General features: G+C 73.9%; 13 protein-coding genes. 4 read left to right on the top strand and 9 right to left on the bottom strand.

Annotated elements, in window-relative coordinates:
* Positions 1-155: 155 nt before the first annotated feature.
* The 3 genes from ACFYWL_RS29385 to sodN are packed head-to-tail and all read right to left on the bottom strand — an operon-like array spanning position 156 to position 1,527.
* Positions 156-560 (bottom strand): ATP-binding protein, encoded by a 405-nt coding sequence (locus ACFYWL_RS29385; RefSeq protein ID WP_386979419.1) that lies wholly within the window; start codon positions 558-560, stop codon positions 156-158.
* Between the two features lie 32 nt (positions 561-592).
* Entirely contained in the window at positions 593-1,126 is a 534-nt protein-coding gene (locus ACFYWL_RS29380) for a GNAT family N-acetyltransferase (RefSeq protein ID WP_386979416.1), read from the bottom strand.
* Positions 1,123-1,527, bottom strand: a complete 405-nt coding sequence (gene sodN, locus ACFYWL_RS29375) for a superoxide dismutase, Ni (protein WP_386979413.1) — start codon at positions 1,525-1,527, stop codon at positions 1,123-1,125. Before sodN ends, ACFYWL_RS29380 begins: the two co-directional genes overlap by 4 nt.
* Positions 1,528-1,580: 53 nt before the next feature.
* On the opposite strand from sodN, the gene ACFYWL_RS29370 reads away from it, so the two are divergent.
* The 3 genes from ACFYWL_RS29370 (at position 1,581) to ACFYWL_RS29360 (ending at position 4,328) form a co-directional block, all read left to right on the top strand.
* Positions 1,581-1,970: a S24/S26 family peptidase gene (locus ACFYWL_RS29370; RefSeq protein ID WP_386979410.1), complete on the top strand. Its 390-nt coding sequence runs from the start codon at positions 1,581-1,583 to the stop codon at positions 1,968-1,970.
* A gap of 140 nt (positions 1,971-2,110) precedes the next feature.
* Positions 2,111-3,289 carry an NADP-dependent malic enzyme gene (locus tag ACFYWL_RS29365; RefSeq protein ID WP_386979407.1) on the top strand — a complete coding sequence of 393 codons (1,179 nt, stop codon included), beginning with the start codon at positions 2,111-2,113 and terminating at the stop codon, positions 3,287-3,289.
* 76 nt (positions 3,290-3,365) lie between these two features.
* Positions 3,366-4,328: a zinc-binding dehydrogenase gene (locus ACFYWL_RS29360; protein WP_386979405.1), complete on the top strand. Its 963-nt coding sequence runs from the start codon at positions 3,366-3,368 to the stop codon at positions 4,326-4,328.
* 12 nt (positions 4,329-4,340) lie between these two features.
* Here ACFYWL_RS29360 and ACFYWL_RS29355 read toward each other — a convergent pair whose 3' ends face one another.
* Positions 4,341-5,309, bottom strand: a complete 969-nt coding sequence (locus ACFYWL_RS29355) for an alpha/beta hydrolase family protein (RefSeq protein ID WP_386979402.1) — start codon at positions 5,307-5,309, stop codon at positions 4,341-4,343.
* 106 nt (positions 5,310-5,415) lie between these two features.
* Positions 5,416-6,351, bottom strand: a complete 936-nt coding sequence (locus ACFYWL_RS29350) for an alpha/beta hydrolase family protein (RefSeq protein ID WP_386979399.1) — start codon at positions 6,349-6,351, stop codon at positions 5,416-5,418.
* A 157-nt stretch (positions 6,352-6,508) separates the two neighbouring features.
* Between ACFYWL_RS29350 and ACFYWL_RS29345 the strand changes: the two genes are divergently transcribed.
* The gene (locus ACFYWL_RS29345; protein WP_386979396.1) at positions 6,509-6,682 is read left to right on the top strand and encodes a hypothetical protein; all 174 of its coding nucleotides are present in this window, start codon (positions 6,509-6,511) and stop codon (positions 6,680-6,682) included.
* Between the two features lie 28 nt (positions 6,683-6,710).
* Here ACFYWL_RS29345 and ACFYWL_RS29340 read toward each other — a convergent pair whose 3' ends face one another.
* The 4 genes from ACFYWL_RS29340 to ACFYWL_RS29325 all read right to left on the bottom strand — a co-directional run bounded on the left by ACFYWL_RS29340 (position 6,711) and on the right by ACFYWL_RS29325 (position 14,047).
* Complete coding sequence (locus tag ACFYWL_RS29340) at positions 6,711-7,838, bottom strand: acetate kinase (RefSeq protein WP_386979393.1); 1,128 nt, start codon at positions 7,836-7,838, stop codon at positions 6,711-6,713.
* Complete coding sequence (gene pta, locus ACFYWL_RS29335; protein ID WP_386979390.1) at positions 7,835-9,904, bottom strand: phosphate acetyltransferase; 2,070 nt, start codon at positions 9,902-9,904, stop codon at positions 7,835-7,837. Before pta ends, ACFYWL_RS29340 begins: the two co-directional genes overlap by 4 nt.
* A gap of 81 nt (positions 9,905-9,985) precedes the next feature.
* A complete protein-coding gene (locus ACFYWL_RS29330; RefSeq protein WP_007072780.1) occupies positions 9,986-10,165 on the bottom strand; it encodes a DUF6104 family protein in 180 nt (59 codons plus the stop codon).
* Positions 10,166-10,282: 117 nt separating this feature from the next.
* Positions 10,283-14,047, bottom strand: coding sequence for a multifunctional oxoglutarate decarboxylase/oxoglutarate dehydrogenase thiamine pyrophosphate-binding subunit/dihydrolipoyllysine-residue succinyltransferase subunit (locus tag ACFYWL_RS29325; protein WP_386979386.1), 3,765 nt, complete (start codon positions 14,045-14,047; stop codon positions 10,283-10,285).
* Positions 14,048-14,094 lie beyond the last annotated feature (47 nt).

Genomic DNA, 14,094 nt, shown 5'->3' with positions numbered 1-14,094 from the left:
CGTACTCAACGCCACCCACCGGACCAACCGGGATGCTCATGCAACCCCAGGACCACCGGGCTGATCAAGCACCGGAGTCCTTTACATGAGCCGGGCGGGTGCGGGCCTGCCGCGCGGGGCGCGGCGGGTGCGGGAGAGGGCCCGCGCGGCGGGGGTCAGTACCCGGCGCGGCGGGTCAGCAGGGAGATCGTGGCCCGGCCGTTGGACGCGCTCGCCGAGGCGGCCGTGGTGAGGGCCGTCAGCACCTTCCAGGCGAACGACGACTCGGAGGGCAGCGCCGCCCCGCGCACCGTCGGCACGGTCACCTCGACGGTCAGGGCGTCCTCGGTCACCTGGAACCGGCACTCCAGCTCGGCGTCGCGGGTGGCGATCGCGAGGAGCATGGCGCACGCCTCGTCCACGGCGATCCGCAGGTCCTCGATCTCGTCGAGGGCGAACTGGAGACGGGCGGCGAGGCCGGCCGTGGCGGTGCGGAGCACGCCGAGGTAGCCGCCGTCGGCGGGCACCGTGAGGTGCACGATGTCGTCGTCGGTGGCTGGCTGGCCGGTCAGTTGAGTCACGCCTCATCCCCCCGGTGGGGGACTCTACCCCGTCAGGCGGACGGGCGCGTGGGCGCGGCGCTCGCCGGCGGCGTCGCGTCGGCCGCGAGGGCGGTCAGGGCCGCCCCCGTCAGCCGGTACGGCACCCACTCCGCCATCGGCGACGCGCCGATCGAGGCGTAGAACCGGGCCGCCGGGTTCCAGTCGATCATCGACCAGTCGAGCCGCCGGTAGCCCCGCTCGACGCAGATCGCGGCCAGCGTGGCCAGCAGCCGCCGGCCCGCACCCGTGCCCCGCGCCTCGGGGCGGACGTAGAGATCCTCCAGGTAGATGCCGTGCACGCCGGCCCAGGTGGAGAAGTTGAGGAACCACAGCGCGAAACCGAGCGGCCGGTCGGCCCCGTCGACGGCCACGTGACCGAAGAGCGCGGGCGTCGGCCCGAACAGGGCCCCGGTGAGCTGCCCGGCGGTCAGGTGGCACTCGTCGGCGGCCCGCTCGTACGCGGCCAGCTCGTGCACCATGGCGACGACGGCCGGCACGTCCCCGGGACGCGCCGGCCGCACCGTCGGTGTGGACCCGGGGGTCACGCCTGCTTGGTCTCCCAGAAGATCTTCGAGATCTCCTCGATCTTCGACAGCAGCTCCTCGGCCTTGGCCGGGTCGGCGCTGCCCTTGGCGCCGCTGGCGCCCGCGAGCTTGGTGGCCTCGTTGAACAGGGTGTGCAGGTTGGGGTACTTCTCGAAGTGTGCCGGCTTGAAGTAGTCCGTCCACAGCACCCACAGGTGGTGCTTGACCAGCTCGGCGCGCTGCTCCTTGATGATCAGCGCCCGGGTGCGGAACTCGGGGTCGGTGTTCGCCTGGTACTTCTCGGCGATCGCCTTGATCGACTCGGCCTCGATCCGGGCCTGGGCCGGGTCGTAGACGCCGCACGGCAGGTCGCAGTGGGCGCTGACGGTGACGCTCGGCATGAGGATGCGCGGAAGTCGCATCGGGATCCTCCATGGGAAGTTTGCGATGATCCAGGACGACATTACTCCTGGAGATGCTCCCCAGCGGGGCGGAGGTGAAACCAGTGCCCGCCGACACTCCCGCCGCCGACCGGCTGCGGGGGCCGCTCACCGCCGTACTGGTGACCGGCCCGTCGATGGCACCCACCCTGCGCCACGGCGACGCCGTGCTGGTGCGGCGCGGAGGCCGCCCGATCCGCCCGGGCGACGTCGTGGTCGCGGTCTTCCGCAGCCGCCCGGACCTGCTCGTGGTCAAGCGCGCCGTCCGCCCCGCCGACGGCGGCTGGTGGGTACGCGGCGACAACGACCTCGTCACCGACGACTCCCGCGCGTACGGCGTGGCCGACGTGCACGGCCGCGTGGTGGCCCGCTACTGGCCCCGGCCGGGCCGCCTGCCCCGCCCCGCCGGCTACCGGCGAGTATGACCCTGCTCACACCCGGCTTGTGCTCCCGACACTATGCTCGGCAGGTATCCGGGTGACCCCCGCACCGTGCCACCGCCGCTGGCCGCCTCACCTTGCGCCGGCGCGGTCGCCTCGTCTACCCGACAGATCCTGGAGTCACCATGTCTTCGTCCACCGTGGACCCCGCTGATCCCGTCTTCCAACTGCACGTCGGCGGCAAGCTCGCCGTCGCCTCCACCGTCCCGCTGACCAGCCGCGAGGACCTCTCCCTCGCGTACACACCGGGGGTGGCCCGGGTGTGCGAGGCGATCGCCGCCGACCCGGCGCTGGCCGACGACTACACCTGGGCGGGGCACACCGTCGCCGTCGTCACCGACGGCTCGGCCGTGCTCGGGCTGGGCAACATCGGCCCCCGCGCCGCGCTGCCCGTGATGGAGGGCAAGGCGGTGCTGTTCAAGCAGTTCGGCGGCGTCGACGCGGTGCCGGTCTGCCTGGACACCCAGGACGTGGACGAGATCGTCGCCGTGGTGAAGGCCCTCGCCCCCTCGTTCGGCGGGATCAACCTGGAGGACATCAGCGCGCCGCGCTGCTTCGAGGTCGAGCGCCGGCTCGACGAGGCGCTGGACATCCCCGTCTTCCACGACGACCAGCACGGCACGGCGATCGTCGTGCTCGCCGCGCTGCGCAACGCGGCCACGCTGCTCACCCGCAAGCTCGGCGACCTGCGGGTGGCGGTCAGCGGCGCGGGCGCGGCCGGGGTGGCCGTCACCCGGATGCTCATCGCCGGCGGCGTCGACCCGGCCCGGGTCGTCGTCTGCGACTCGAAGGGCATTATCGGCCGGCACCGCGCCGACCTCACCGGCACCAAGGCGGACCTCGCGGCCGACACCAACGCCGAGGGCCGGTCGGGCGACATCATCGAGGCGCTGCGCGGCGCCGACGTGCTCGTCGGCGTCTCCGGCGGCGAGATCTGCGAGGCGGCGGTGGCCGGGATGGCCCCCGGCGGGATCGTCTTCGCCCTGGCCAACCCGACGCCCGAGGTGCACCCCGAGGTGGCCGCCCGGCACGTCGCCGTCGTGGCCACCGGCCGCAGCGACTACCCCAACCAGATCAACAACGTGCTGGCCTTCCCCGGGGTGTTCCGGGGCGCGCTGGACGCCCGGGCGACCCGGATCACCGACGGGATGAAGGTGGCCGCCGCCGACGCGATCGCCGGGGTGGTGGCCGAGACGCTCACCGCCGACGCGATCGTGCCGTCCCCGCTGGACCCGCGGGTCGCCCCCGCGGTGGCCCAGGCCGTCGCCGAGGCCGCCCGCCGCGACGGCGTCGCCCGCGCCTGACGTGCAAGGAGGGGCACCCTGTTAACGCTTTCGGTATAGCGGGGGCCCCTTCTTAACACCCCCACTCCTTGTTACGGTGCGGATCATGCGTGCCGCCTTCGCCTCGAGCTTCGACGCCGACAACCCGCTCGCCGCGCTGACCGTCGGCGAGCAGCCCGAGCCGACCCACCCCGAGGACGACTGGGTGACCGTGCAGGTGCGGGCCAGCTCGATCAACCACCACGACCTGTGGTCGCTGCGCGGCGTCGGGCTCGCCGCCGACCGGCTGCCGATGATCCTCGGCTGCGACGCCGTCGGCACGGCCCCGGACGGCACCGAGGTCGTGGTCTTCCCGCTGGTCGTCGACCCGGGCGACCCGCGCGGCATGTCCATCCTCTCCGAGCACTTCCCCGGCACCTTCGCCGAGCGGGTGGCCGTACCCCGGATGAACCTGCTGCCCCTGCCGACGGGCCTGTCGGCGACGGACGCGGCCTGCCTGCCCACGGCCTGGCTCACCGCGTGGCGGATGCTGACCACCAAGGGCCGGGTCGACGAGGCCGACGCCGTGCTGGTCCAGGGCGCGGGCGGCGGCGTCGCGACGGCGGCCGTCGCGCTCGCCGTCGGGCTCGGCAAGCGGGTGTACGCGACCAGCCGCGACGCCGGCAAGCGGGAGCGGATCGCGCAGTTGGGGGCGACCGCGCTGGAGCCCGGCGCGCGGCTGCCCGAGCGGGTCGACGTGGTGATCGAGACGGTCGGCGAGGCCACGTTCGACCACTCCCTGAAGTCGGCCGCGCCGATGGCCCGGATCGTGGTCTCCGGGGCGACCGCCGGGCACGAGCCGAAGGTCAACCTGCGGCGGGTCTTCGCCATGCAGCTGGAGATCCTCGGCACCTCCATGGGCACGCCGGGGGAGCTGACCGAGCTGCTGGCGTTCTGCGCGGAGCACGAGGTACGCCCGGTGGTGGACAGCGTGGTGCCGTTCAGCCGGGTCGAGGAGGCGTTCGCCCGGCTGCACTCGGGCGCGGCATTCGGCAAGATCGTCATCGATCACACGGCGTGAGGCCGGAAGCCGTCACAGGCGGTCGTCGAGGGTGGCCACGCCGCCGCGGGTGGCCTCGTCCGGCAGCCGGCGCTTGGCCGCCGCGTCCCCGTACAGCGTCCAGCGCAGGAACTCGACGCAGGTGTCCGAGACCACCCGCAGGGCCGCGCCGTCGGTGAGCAGGGCCCGCCCGTGGTCGCCCTTCGGCAGGCTGAGCATCGCCTTCGGCCAGGGCACCCTGTCGTACGCGGCCTTGCCCGAGGCGTAGTCGACCACCTCGTCGGCCTCGCCGTGCACGAACAACTGCGGGGCGGCAGCCCCCGCGAACGCGGTGCCCACGCCCAGGCCGGTGCCGGCGAAGACCACCCCGGCGTCCAGCCGGTCGTCCCGGCCGGCGGTGAACAGGCCGATCGTGGTCACCCCGCCGGCCGAGTGCCCCGCCGCCGCCACCCGGTCGGTGGCGAGCCGGCCGCGCAGCGGGTCGCCCGCCTTCGCGTCGAGGGCGAGCACCCGGGTCAGCGCGTACGACACGTCGGCCGGCTGGTTCAGCACGTCCAGCACGTTGGTGTCGGTGCCCCGGGCGGTGTGCGGGAAGGCCGGCGCGGCCACCACGAACCCGGCCGCCGCCCAGCGGGTGAGCAGCAGCTCGTAGTCGTCGGGCCGCCCGTTCAGGCCGTGGCTGAACATCACCACGGGGAAGCGGCCCGTCGCGGCCAGCGCGGACCGCTGCGGCGTCCCGCCCGCCGCGCCACGGGCCGGGTACCAGATCGTCACCGGCAGCGGGCGGTCGCCGTCGCGGTTGAGCTTGAGCTGGCGTACGCCGACGGCGAAGCTCTCGCTCGGCGCGCTGCCGGCGGGCACGCGCGGGGCCGGGGTGGCCGCCTTCGGCGGCTGCGTCGGGGCGGCACCGCGCCAGGCGGGTTCCGTGCCGCCCGAGCAGCCGGTCAGGCCGGCGGCGAGCAGGGCGGTGGCCAGCAGGGCGGCGGTACGACGGCGGCACATGAAACCGATTGTGCCTCGCCGGAGGCGAAGCGCCGGCCCGCATCGCACCGCAGGTCAGGACACGCTCACCCCGGGCGACGGGATGCCGCCGCCTGGCGGGGCGCTGTTAGGAGGGGGCCCTTCCTATACAGAAAGCGTTAACAGGGGGCCCTTCCTTGCAACTCCAGCGGGTGGGGTGGGTGGCGTCCGCGGGGAGGCGGCGCAGGGCGGCCCGGTCGCCGTACAGCGCCCAGCGCAGGAAGTCCGTGGTGGTGGCGAGGACCTGGGCGAAGCCGGGGCGGCCCGGGGTCAGGTAGGCGCCGTGGTCGCCCCCGGCGACGGTGAGGAACCCGGCCGGGCCGGGCGTGCGGGCGTACGCGGCCCGGCCGACGGTCACCGCGACGACCGGGTCGGCGTCGCCGTGCACGAACAGCACCGGCGCGGTCGGCCCGGCGAACGCCCCGGCCAGGCCGCCCCCGGCGATCACGATGCCCGCCCGCAGCCGGGGCGGGTGCCCGGAGGTGAGCATCCCGGCGGTGGTGAAGCCGCCCGCCGAGTGGCCGGCGGCGGCGAACCGGGCGACGTCCAGGTGACCGGCGAGCGGGTCGCCCCGGCGGGTGTCGAGGCGCACCAGGTGCCGGATCAGCCGCCAGCCGTCGGCCGGCTGGTGGCGCACGTCGGCGCGGGTGAACCGGGCCGCCCCGCGCCGGGTGTGCGGATACGCCGGGGCGGCGACCACGAAGCCGGCGGCGGCCCAGCGACTGGTCAGCGGGGCGTGCAGAGCGGGCAGGCTGTCCAGCCCGTGGCTGAACACGACGACGGGGAACCGGCCGGTGGCGACCCCGCCCCGGGCCGCCGGATACCAGACGGTCACCGGCAGCGGGCGCGCGCCGCCCGGGTCGAGGGTGAAGGTGAGCACCCCGACCGGGTACGCCGTCGCCGGGGCGGGGCCGGCCGACGGGGCGCTGCCGGACTCCGGGGCCGCCCCCGGGGCGGCGGTGGCCGTGCCGCAGCCGGCCAGCAGCGCCGTCATCGTCGCGGCGACCAGCCGGCGTACCCACACGCCTTCACGGTAGGCGGCCGGCGGCCCCCGGCGGCCCCGCCGTCCGGACCGGTGGGCGACGCCACCCGGTCGGGGCGGCTCCGCCGATCCGGCGGTCCTGCGGCGCGCCGCCCGGTCGGGCGGGCGCGGGGTGGACCGGCTTGGCTAGGGTCTGGCCATGCCTGACAAGTACGTGGACCAGAGCGGCAACACAGAGCAGTTCCGGGCGTTCGCCCACGCGCCGGAGGCAGCCGCCCCGGCCGCCCCGGCGTCCCGGGTTCCGCTGGTCGCCGGCATCGCGGTGGCCGTGGTGCTGCTGGTGGCCGTCGTCGCCTGGCTCGCGCTGGGCTGAGGGCGCGCGCCCCCGCCGGGCCGCCGCCTCAGCCCGCGGCCTCGGCCACGGCGCGGGCCGCGCGGGCGATCTCGCGTTCCTCGTCGGTGCCGACGACGCAGACGGCGACCTCCGCGCCCGCCGGGGAGATCACCCGGTCGCCGCTGCCGTCGTTGCGCGCTGGGTCGACGGCGATGCCGAGCCGCTCCAGGCCGGCCAGCGCGGCGGCCCGCACCGGCGCCGCGTGCTCGCCCACCCCGGCGGTGAAGGTGACCGCGTCCACCCGGCCGAGCAGCGCGTAGTACGCCCCGACGTAGCCGGTGATCCGGCGGGTGTAGACGTCGAACGCGAGCGCGGCGGCCGGGTCGCCGGCGGCGCGGCGGGCCAGCACCTCGCGCATGTCGTTGACCCCGGCGAGGCCGAGCAGGCCGCTGCGGTGGTTGAGCAGGTCGTCGATCTCGTCGACGCCCATGCCGGCCTCGCGGCGCAGGTGGAAGACGATCGTCGGGTCGAGGTCGCCGCTGCGGGTGCCCATCACGAGCCCCTCCAGCGGGGACATCCCCATCGAGGTGGCCACGCTGCGCCCGCCGGCCACGGCGCAGGCGCTCGCGCCGTTGCCCAGGTGCAGGGTGATCGTGTTCAGCTCGTCGTACGGCCGGCCCAGCAGCTCGGCGGTGCGCCGGGAGACGTACGCGTGGGAGGTGCCGTGGAAGCCGTACCGGCGGATGTCGTACCTGCTCGCGGTGTCCCGGTCGATCGCGTAGGTGGCGGCGGCCTCGGGCAGCGTGTGGTGGAACGCGGTGTCGAAGACGGCGACCTGCGGCACCCCGGGCAGCGCCTCGCGGGCGACCCGGATGCCGGCCAGGTTGGCGGGGTTGTGCAGCGGGGCGAGCGGCACGAGTTGCTCGATCGCCGCGAACACGGCGTCGTCGACCAGCACCGGCGCGGCGAAGCGCCGCCCGCCGTGCACCACCCGGTGCCCGACGGCGGTCAGCCCGGCGAGCCCGTCCGGGCCGAGCCGGTCGAGGATCTCCCGGACGGCCGTCTCGTGGTCGGCCGGCCCGCCGCCGGGCTCGCCGACCCGCTCGACGGTGCCCTTCGCCAGGACCTCGTCGCCGCCGTAGAGGCGGTATTTCACCGACGACGAGCCGCAGTTGAGGACGAGCACCCGACTCATGACGACTCCCCGGCGGCGGCCTGGATGGCGGTGATGGCGACGGTGTTGACGATGTCGGGGACGGTCGCGCCCCGGGACAGGTCGTTGACGGGGCGGCGCAGGCCCTGCATGACCGGGCCGACGGCCACCGCCCCGGCGGAGCGCTGCACCGCCTTGTACGTGTTGTTGCCCGTGTTCAGGTCGGGGAAGACGAACACGGTGGCCCGCCCGGCGACCTCGCTGTCGGGCAGCTTGGTGGCCGCGACGTGCGGGTCGATCGCCGCGTCGTACTGGATGGGGCCCTCGACCAGCAGCTCCGGCCGCCGCTCGCGCACGAGCCGGGTGGCGGCGGCGACCTTCTCCACGTCGGCCCCGGCCCCCGAGTCGCCGGTGGAGTAGGACAGCATCGCCACCCGGGGCTCGATGCCGAACCGGGCGGCGGTGTCGGCCGACGAGATGGCGATGTCGGCGAGCTGCGCGGCGTCGGGGTCGGGGTTGACGGCGCAGTCGCCGTAGACGAGCACCCGGTCGGCGAGCAGCATGAAGAACACGCTGGAGGCCACCGACACCCCAGGCACCGTGCGGATGATCTCGAACGCGGGGCGGATGGTCGCGGCGGTGGTGTGGGTGGCCCCGGAGACCATCCCGTCGGCGCGCCCGGTGTGCACCATCATCGTGCCGAAGTAGTTGGGCTGCGCCACGACGTCGTGGGCCAGCTCGGCGGTCATGCCCCGGTGGGCGCGCAGCTTCGCGTACGCCTCGGCGAACTCGTCGCGCCACGGGCTGGTCGCCGGGTCGACGACGGCCGCCCCGGCGATGTCGACGCCCAGTTCGCGGGTGCGCCGGGCGATGTCGTCGGGGCGGCCGAGCAGGGTCAGGTCGGCCACGCCCCGGCGCAGCAGGATCTCCGCCGCGCGCAGGATGCGCTCCTCGGCCCCCTCGGGCAGCACGAGGCGGCGGCGGTTGGTGCGGGCCCGGTCGATCAGGTCGTACTCGAACATCAGCGGGGTGACCCGCGCGGAGCGGCTGACCCGCAGCCGGCGGGCCAGGTCGACGGTGTCCACGCAGTCCTCGAACGCGCCCAGCGCGGCCTCGACCTTGCGCGGGTGGGCCATGCTGGGCCGGCCCTCGATCCGGCTGGACGCGGCGACCGTGTCGTAGCTGTCGCTGCGCACCGAGAGCACCGCCAGCCCGGTGTTGAGCCCCTCGACCAGGCGCATCGCCCTCGAATCGGGCCGCTCGCCGAGGGTGAGCACCAGCCCGGCGACGGAGACCTGCCCGGCGACGTGCGCGGCGCTGGCCGCCACCAGCAGGTCCGCCCGGTCGGCCGGGGTGATCACCAGCGCGCCCTCGGTGAGGTGGTCCAGCAGCGTCGGCACGTGCGCCGCGCCGACGACGTAGTCGAGCACGTCGCGGCCGAGCGCCGCGTCGTCGCCGGCCAGCAGGGTCGCGCCGAGCGCCGCCGCCACCTCGGCCACCGTCGGCGCCGACACGGTCGGCACCTCCGGGATCGCGTACGCGGGGACGGGCAGCTCGGGCAGCGCCATCGGCCCCGGCACCCGGTTGGCGATCACCGCCAGCACCGTCGCGCCCAGGTCCACCAGATCGTGGTACGCCCCGCGCGCCGCCGCCGCGATCGCCTCCGGCTCCTGCCCGAAGCCGTCGACGACGGGCACCACCACGCTGCCGAACTCGGTGGCCAGCCGGGCGTTGAACGCCAGCTCGCGGGGGCCCGTGCCGTCGCCGCCGTCGGCGAAGTCGCTGCCCACCACGACGATCGCCGGGCAGCGCCGTTCGACGTCGCGGTAGCGCTCGACGATCCGGGAGATCAGCTCCTCGCGCCGCCCCTCGCCGACCAGCGCGCCCGCCTCGGCGTAGGTGCAGCCGTGCAGCTCGTCGACCGGCATCTCGATGCGGTAGCGCTCGGTGAGCAGGGCGAGGATCTGGTCGGGCCCCCGGCCGGGGACCAGCGGCCGGAACGCGCCGATCCGTTCGACCTGCCGGGAGAGCAGCTCGGCGAGGCCGAGCGCGATGGTCGACTTGCCCCCGCCGGAACCGACGCTGGTCAGATACACGCTCCGGGCCACGCCCCCACGCTACAAGATCGCGGCGAGGGTCGCCCGGGTCCTTGGACCCGGGCGGGCAGGGGTGGCCGGCCGTCGCCGCGGTCAGTCGTCGTCGGGGTCGTCCAACCGGGCCAGCCAGGTGGCGAAGCGCTCGATCGGCGTCTCGAACTCGGGGTTCAGGTCCACGAAGTCGCGCAGGCGCTCGCCCAGCCACTCCACGCTCACCTGCTCCTCGCCGCGCCGCTCGACCAGTTCCTCGATGCCACGGTCGGTGAAGTACATCGGTGCGTCCTCATCGGTCGTTCCGGCCGGCGGCCGGGTCGTGCGGTCAGGGATGCGAGCGGGGCAGCGCCCGTCGTGGCGACGGTCGCTGCCCCGGCGCGCGGCGGCGCGGTCAGGTCACGGGCGGGGCAGGGCCGCCTCGATCAGCGCGTTCTGCTCGACCTCGTGCATCTTGGCCGAGCCGACCGCCGGCGCGGCGGCGGCAGGGCGGGAGATGCGCCGCAGCCGGACCTCGGGCAGGTGCTCCAGCAGGTTGAGCGCGACGAAGCTCCACGCGCCCTGGTTGGCCGGCTCCTCCTGGACCCAGGCGAAGTCCTCGGCGTTCGGGTACTGCGCGAGCGCGGCCCGGACCTCCTCGACGGGCAGCGGGTAGAGCTGCTCCATCCGGACGATCGCGGTGTCGGTGACGCCCCGCTCGGCGCGAGCCTGGAACAGGTCGTAGTAGACCTTGCCCGAGCAGAGCAGCACCCGCTTCACCCGCTCGGCGGGCGGGGCGGCGGTGTCGGCCAGCACCGGGGCGAAGGTGCCCGTGGTGAACTCCTCCACGCCCGACACGCAGAGCTTGTGCCGCAGCAGCGACTTCGGCGTGAACACCACCAGCGGCTTGCGCTTCGGCGACAGGGCCTGGCGGCGCAGCAGGTGGAAGTAGTTCGCCGGGGTGGTCGGCATGGCCACCCGCATGTTGTCCTCGGCGCAGAGCTGGAGGAACCGCTCCGGGCGGCCGGAGGTGTGGTCCGGGCCCTGGCCCTCGTGGCCGTGCGGCAGCAGCAGGGTGACGGCGGAGCGCTGGCCCCACTTGACCTCGCCGGAGGAGATGAACTCGTCGATCACCGACTGCGCGCCGTTGACGAAGTCGCCGAACTGGGCCTCCCAGCAGACCAGCGCGTTGACGTTCTCCACCGAGTAGCCGTACTCGAAGCCCATCGCCGCGTACTCCGACAGCAGGGAGTCGTGCACGAAGAACCGGGACCGTTCGCCGTCGGCGGTGAGCGACTTCAGCGGCAGGTAGTCGTCGCCGGTGCGGGCGTCCACCACCGAGGCGTGCCGCTGCACGAACGTGCCCCGGCGGGAGTCCTGCCCGGCGAGCCGGACGGTGACCCCGTCGTGCAGCAGCGCGCCGAACGCGATGATCTCGCCGTACCCCCAGTCGATGTTGCCCTCGACGGACATCTTCGCCCGCCGGTCGAGCAGCTGCTGGATCCGCTTGTGCGGGGTGAAGCCCTCCGGCAGGTTGGTGTGCGCCTCGCCGACGGCCTTGACGACCTCGGCCGTGGTGGCGGTCGCCACCCGCGGCTCCGGCTCGTCCTCGCGGCGCGGCCGGCTCGCCTGCTTCGGCGCGGAGGCGGCGTCCCGGGTGGCCTTGAAGACCCGCTCCAGCTGCGCCTGGTAGTCGCGCAGCAGCTCCTCCGCGTCCTCCACGGTGATGTCGCCCCGGCCGATCAGCTCCTCGGTGTAGAGCTTGCGGACCGACCGCTTCGAGTCAATGATCTTGTACATCTGTGGGTTGGACATCGACGGGTCGTCGCCCTCGTTGTGCCCGCGCCGGCGGTAGCAGACCATGTCGATCACGACGTCCTTGTTGAACGCCTGCCGGTATTCGAACGCCAGCCGGGCGACCCGGACCACGGCCTCGGGGTCGTCGCCGTTGACGTGCAGGATCGGGGCCTCGATCATCCGGGCCACGTCGGTGCTGTAGAGGCTGGACCGGGAGTGCTCGGGGGCGGTGGTGAAGCCGACCTGGTTGTTGACCACCACGTGCACCGTGCCGCCGGTGCGGTAGCCGCGCAGCTGCGACAGGTTGAGCGTCTCGGCGACCACGCCCTGGCCGGCGAAGGCGGCGTCACCGTGCACCGCCAGCGGCAGCACCGTGTAGCCCTCCAGCTTGAGGTCGATCCGGTCCTGCTTGGCCCGGACGATGCCCTCCAGCACCGGGTCGACGGCCTCCAGGTGCGACGGGTTCGCCACCACCGACACCTTGACGGAGTGCTCGCCGTCGGGGGTGGTGAACTTGCCGTTCTGGCCGAGGTGGTATTTCACGTCGCCCGAGCCCTGCGTCGAGCGCGGGTCGAGGTGCCCCTCGAACTCCGAGAAGATCTTCTCGTACGGCTTGCCGACGATGTTGGCCAGCACGTTGAGCCGGCCCCGGTGGGCCATGCCGATGACGACCTCGTCGAGCCCCGCCTCGGCAGAGGACTCCAGCACCTCGCCGAGCAGCGGGATCAGCGACTCGCCGCCCTCCAGCGAGAAGCGCTTCTGGCCCACGTACTTCGTTTGGAGGAAGGTCTCGAACGCCTCGGCGGCGTTGAGCCGGTTGAGCACGTGCTTCTGCTCGTCGGAGGTGGGCTTCTCGTACTTGCGCTCGATCCGCTCCTGGATCCAGCGCCGCTCCTCCGGGTCCTGGATGTGCATGTACTCCACGCCGACCCGGCGGCAGTAGGAGTCGCGCAGCACGCCGAGGATGTCGCGCAGCTTCATCCGCTGCTTGCCGGCGAAGCCGTTGACCGGGAAGACCCGGTCGAGGTCCCACAGGGTCAGCCCGTGCTGGAGGACGTCCAGGTCCGGGTGCTTGCGGATCTTGAACTCCAGCGGGTCGGTGTCGGCCATCAGGTGGCCGCGCACCCGGTAGGCGTGGATCAGCTCGTGCACCCGCGCGGTCTTGTTGATCTGGCCCTCGGAGTTGACGGCCACGTCCTGCATCCAGCGCACCGGCTCGTACGGGATGCGCAGCGAGGTGAAGATCTGGTCGTAGAAGCCGTGCCCGCCGAGCAGCAGCTCGTGCATGACCTTGAGGAACTCGCCGGACTGCGCGCCCTGGATGATCCGGTGGTCGTACGTGCTGGTCAGCGTGATGATCTTGCTAACGGCCAGCTCGGCGAGGGTGGCCTCGCTCATCCCCTGGTACGGCGCAGGGTATTCCATCGCGCCGACGCCGATGATGGCGCTCTGCCCCGTCATCAGGCGCGGGATCGAGTGCACGGTGCCGATGCCGCCCGGGTTGGTCAGCGAGATCGTGGTGCCCGAGTAGTCCTCCATGGTCAGCTCGTTGCGGCGGGCGCGCCGGACCACGTCCTCGTACGCCTGCCAGAACTGCCGGAAGTCCATCGTCTCGCAGCCCTTGATGGACGGCACCACCAGGTTGCGGCTGCCGTCGGGCTTGGCCAGGTCGATCGCGATGCCCAGGTTGACGTGCTCGGGGCGGACCATCGCCGGCTTGCCGTCGACCTCGGCGAAGGAGTTGTTCATCTCCGGGTGCTCGACGAGCGCCCGGACCATCGCGTACCCGATCAGGTGGGTGAAGCTGACCTTGCCGCCGCGCCCCCGGGCGAGGTGGTTGTTGATCACGATGCGGTTGTCCACCAGCAGCTTGGCCGGGACGGCGCGCACGCTCGTCGCGGTCGGCACGCTCAGCGAGGCGTCCATGTTCTGGACGATCTTCGCGGCGACGCCGCGCAGCGGGGTGGTCTGCGGGCCGGTCACCGTCGGCTTCGCCGCTGCCTTCGCGGCCGGCTCGGCCTTCGTGGCCTTGGCGGGCGTCGGCTTCGCGGCGGGCTTCGCCGCCGGCTGCGCCTCGGGCGCGGCCGGCTTCGCCGCGGGGGCCTTGGCGGCGGCCGGCCCGGCCTGCGTCGCCGGCTGGGCGACGGTGGCGGCGGCCTCCTGCTGCCCGGCCGGCTCCGGCGCGGCCTTGGCGGCCCTGGCCGCCTGGCCGTCCGGGCGCGGCGTGGCGGCGCCCGGCGCGGGGCGGTAGTCGGCGAAGAAGTCGTGCCAGGCCGAATCGACGCTGCTCGGGTCGGCGAGGTAACGCTGGTACATCTCCTCGACGAGCCACTCGTTAGGGCCGAAACCCGCCAGTGGGTTCTCCTGCGAAGTCTGCTGGGTCGACACGGCCGGTAATCGCCTCTTTCACGCGGGTTTGTGTGTCACGCGGTGTC

This window comes from Micromonospora sp. NPDC002575 (assembly GCF_042889525.1).
GTDB lineage: Bacteria > Actinomycetota > Actinomycetes > Mycobacteriales > Micromonosporaceae > Micromonospora > Micromonospora carbonacea.
The sequence above is the reverse complement of the archived record's forward strand: the minus strand, read 5'-3'. Positions and strand labels throughout refer to the sequence as shown.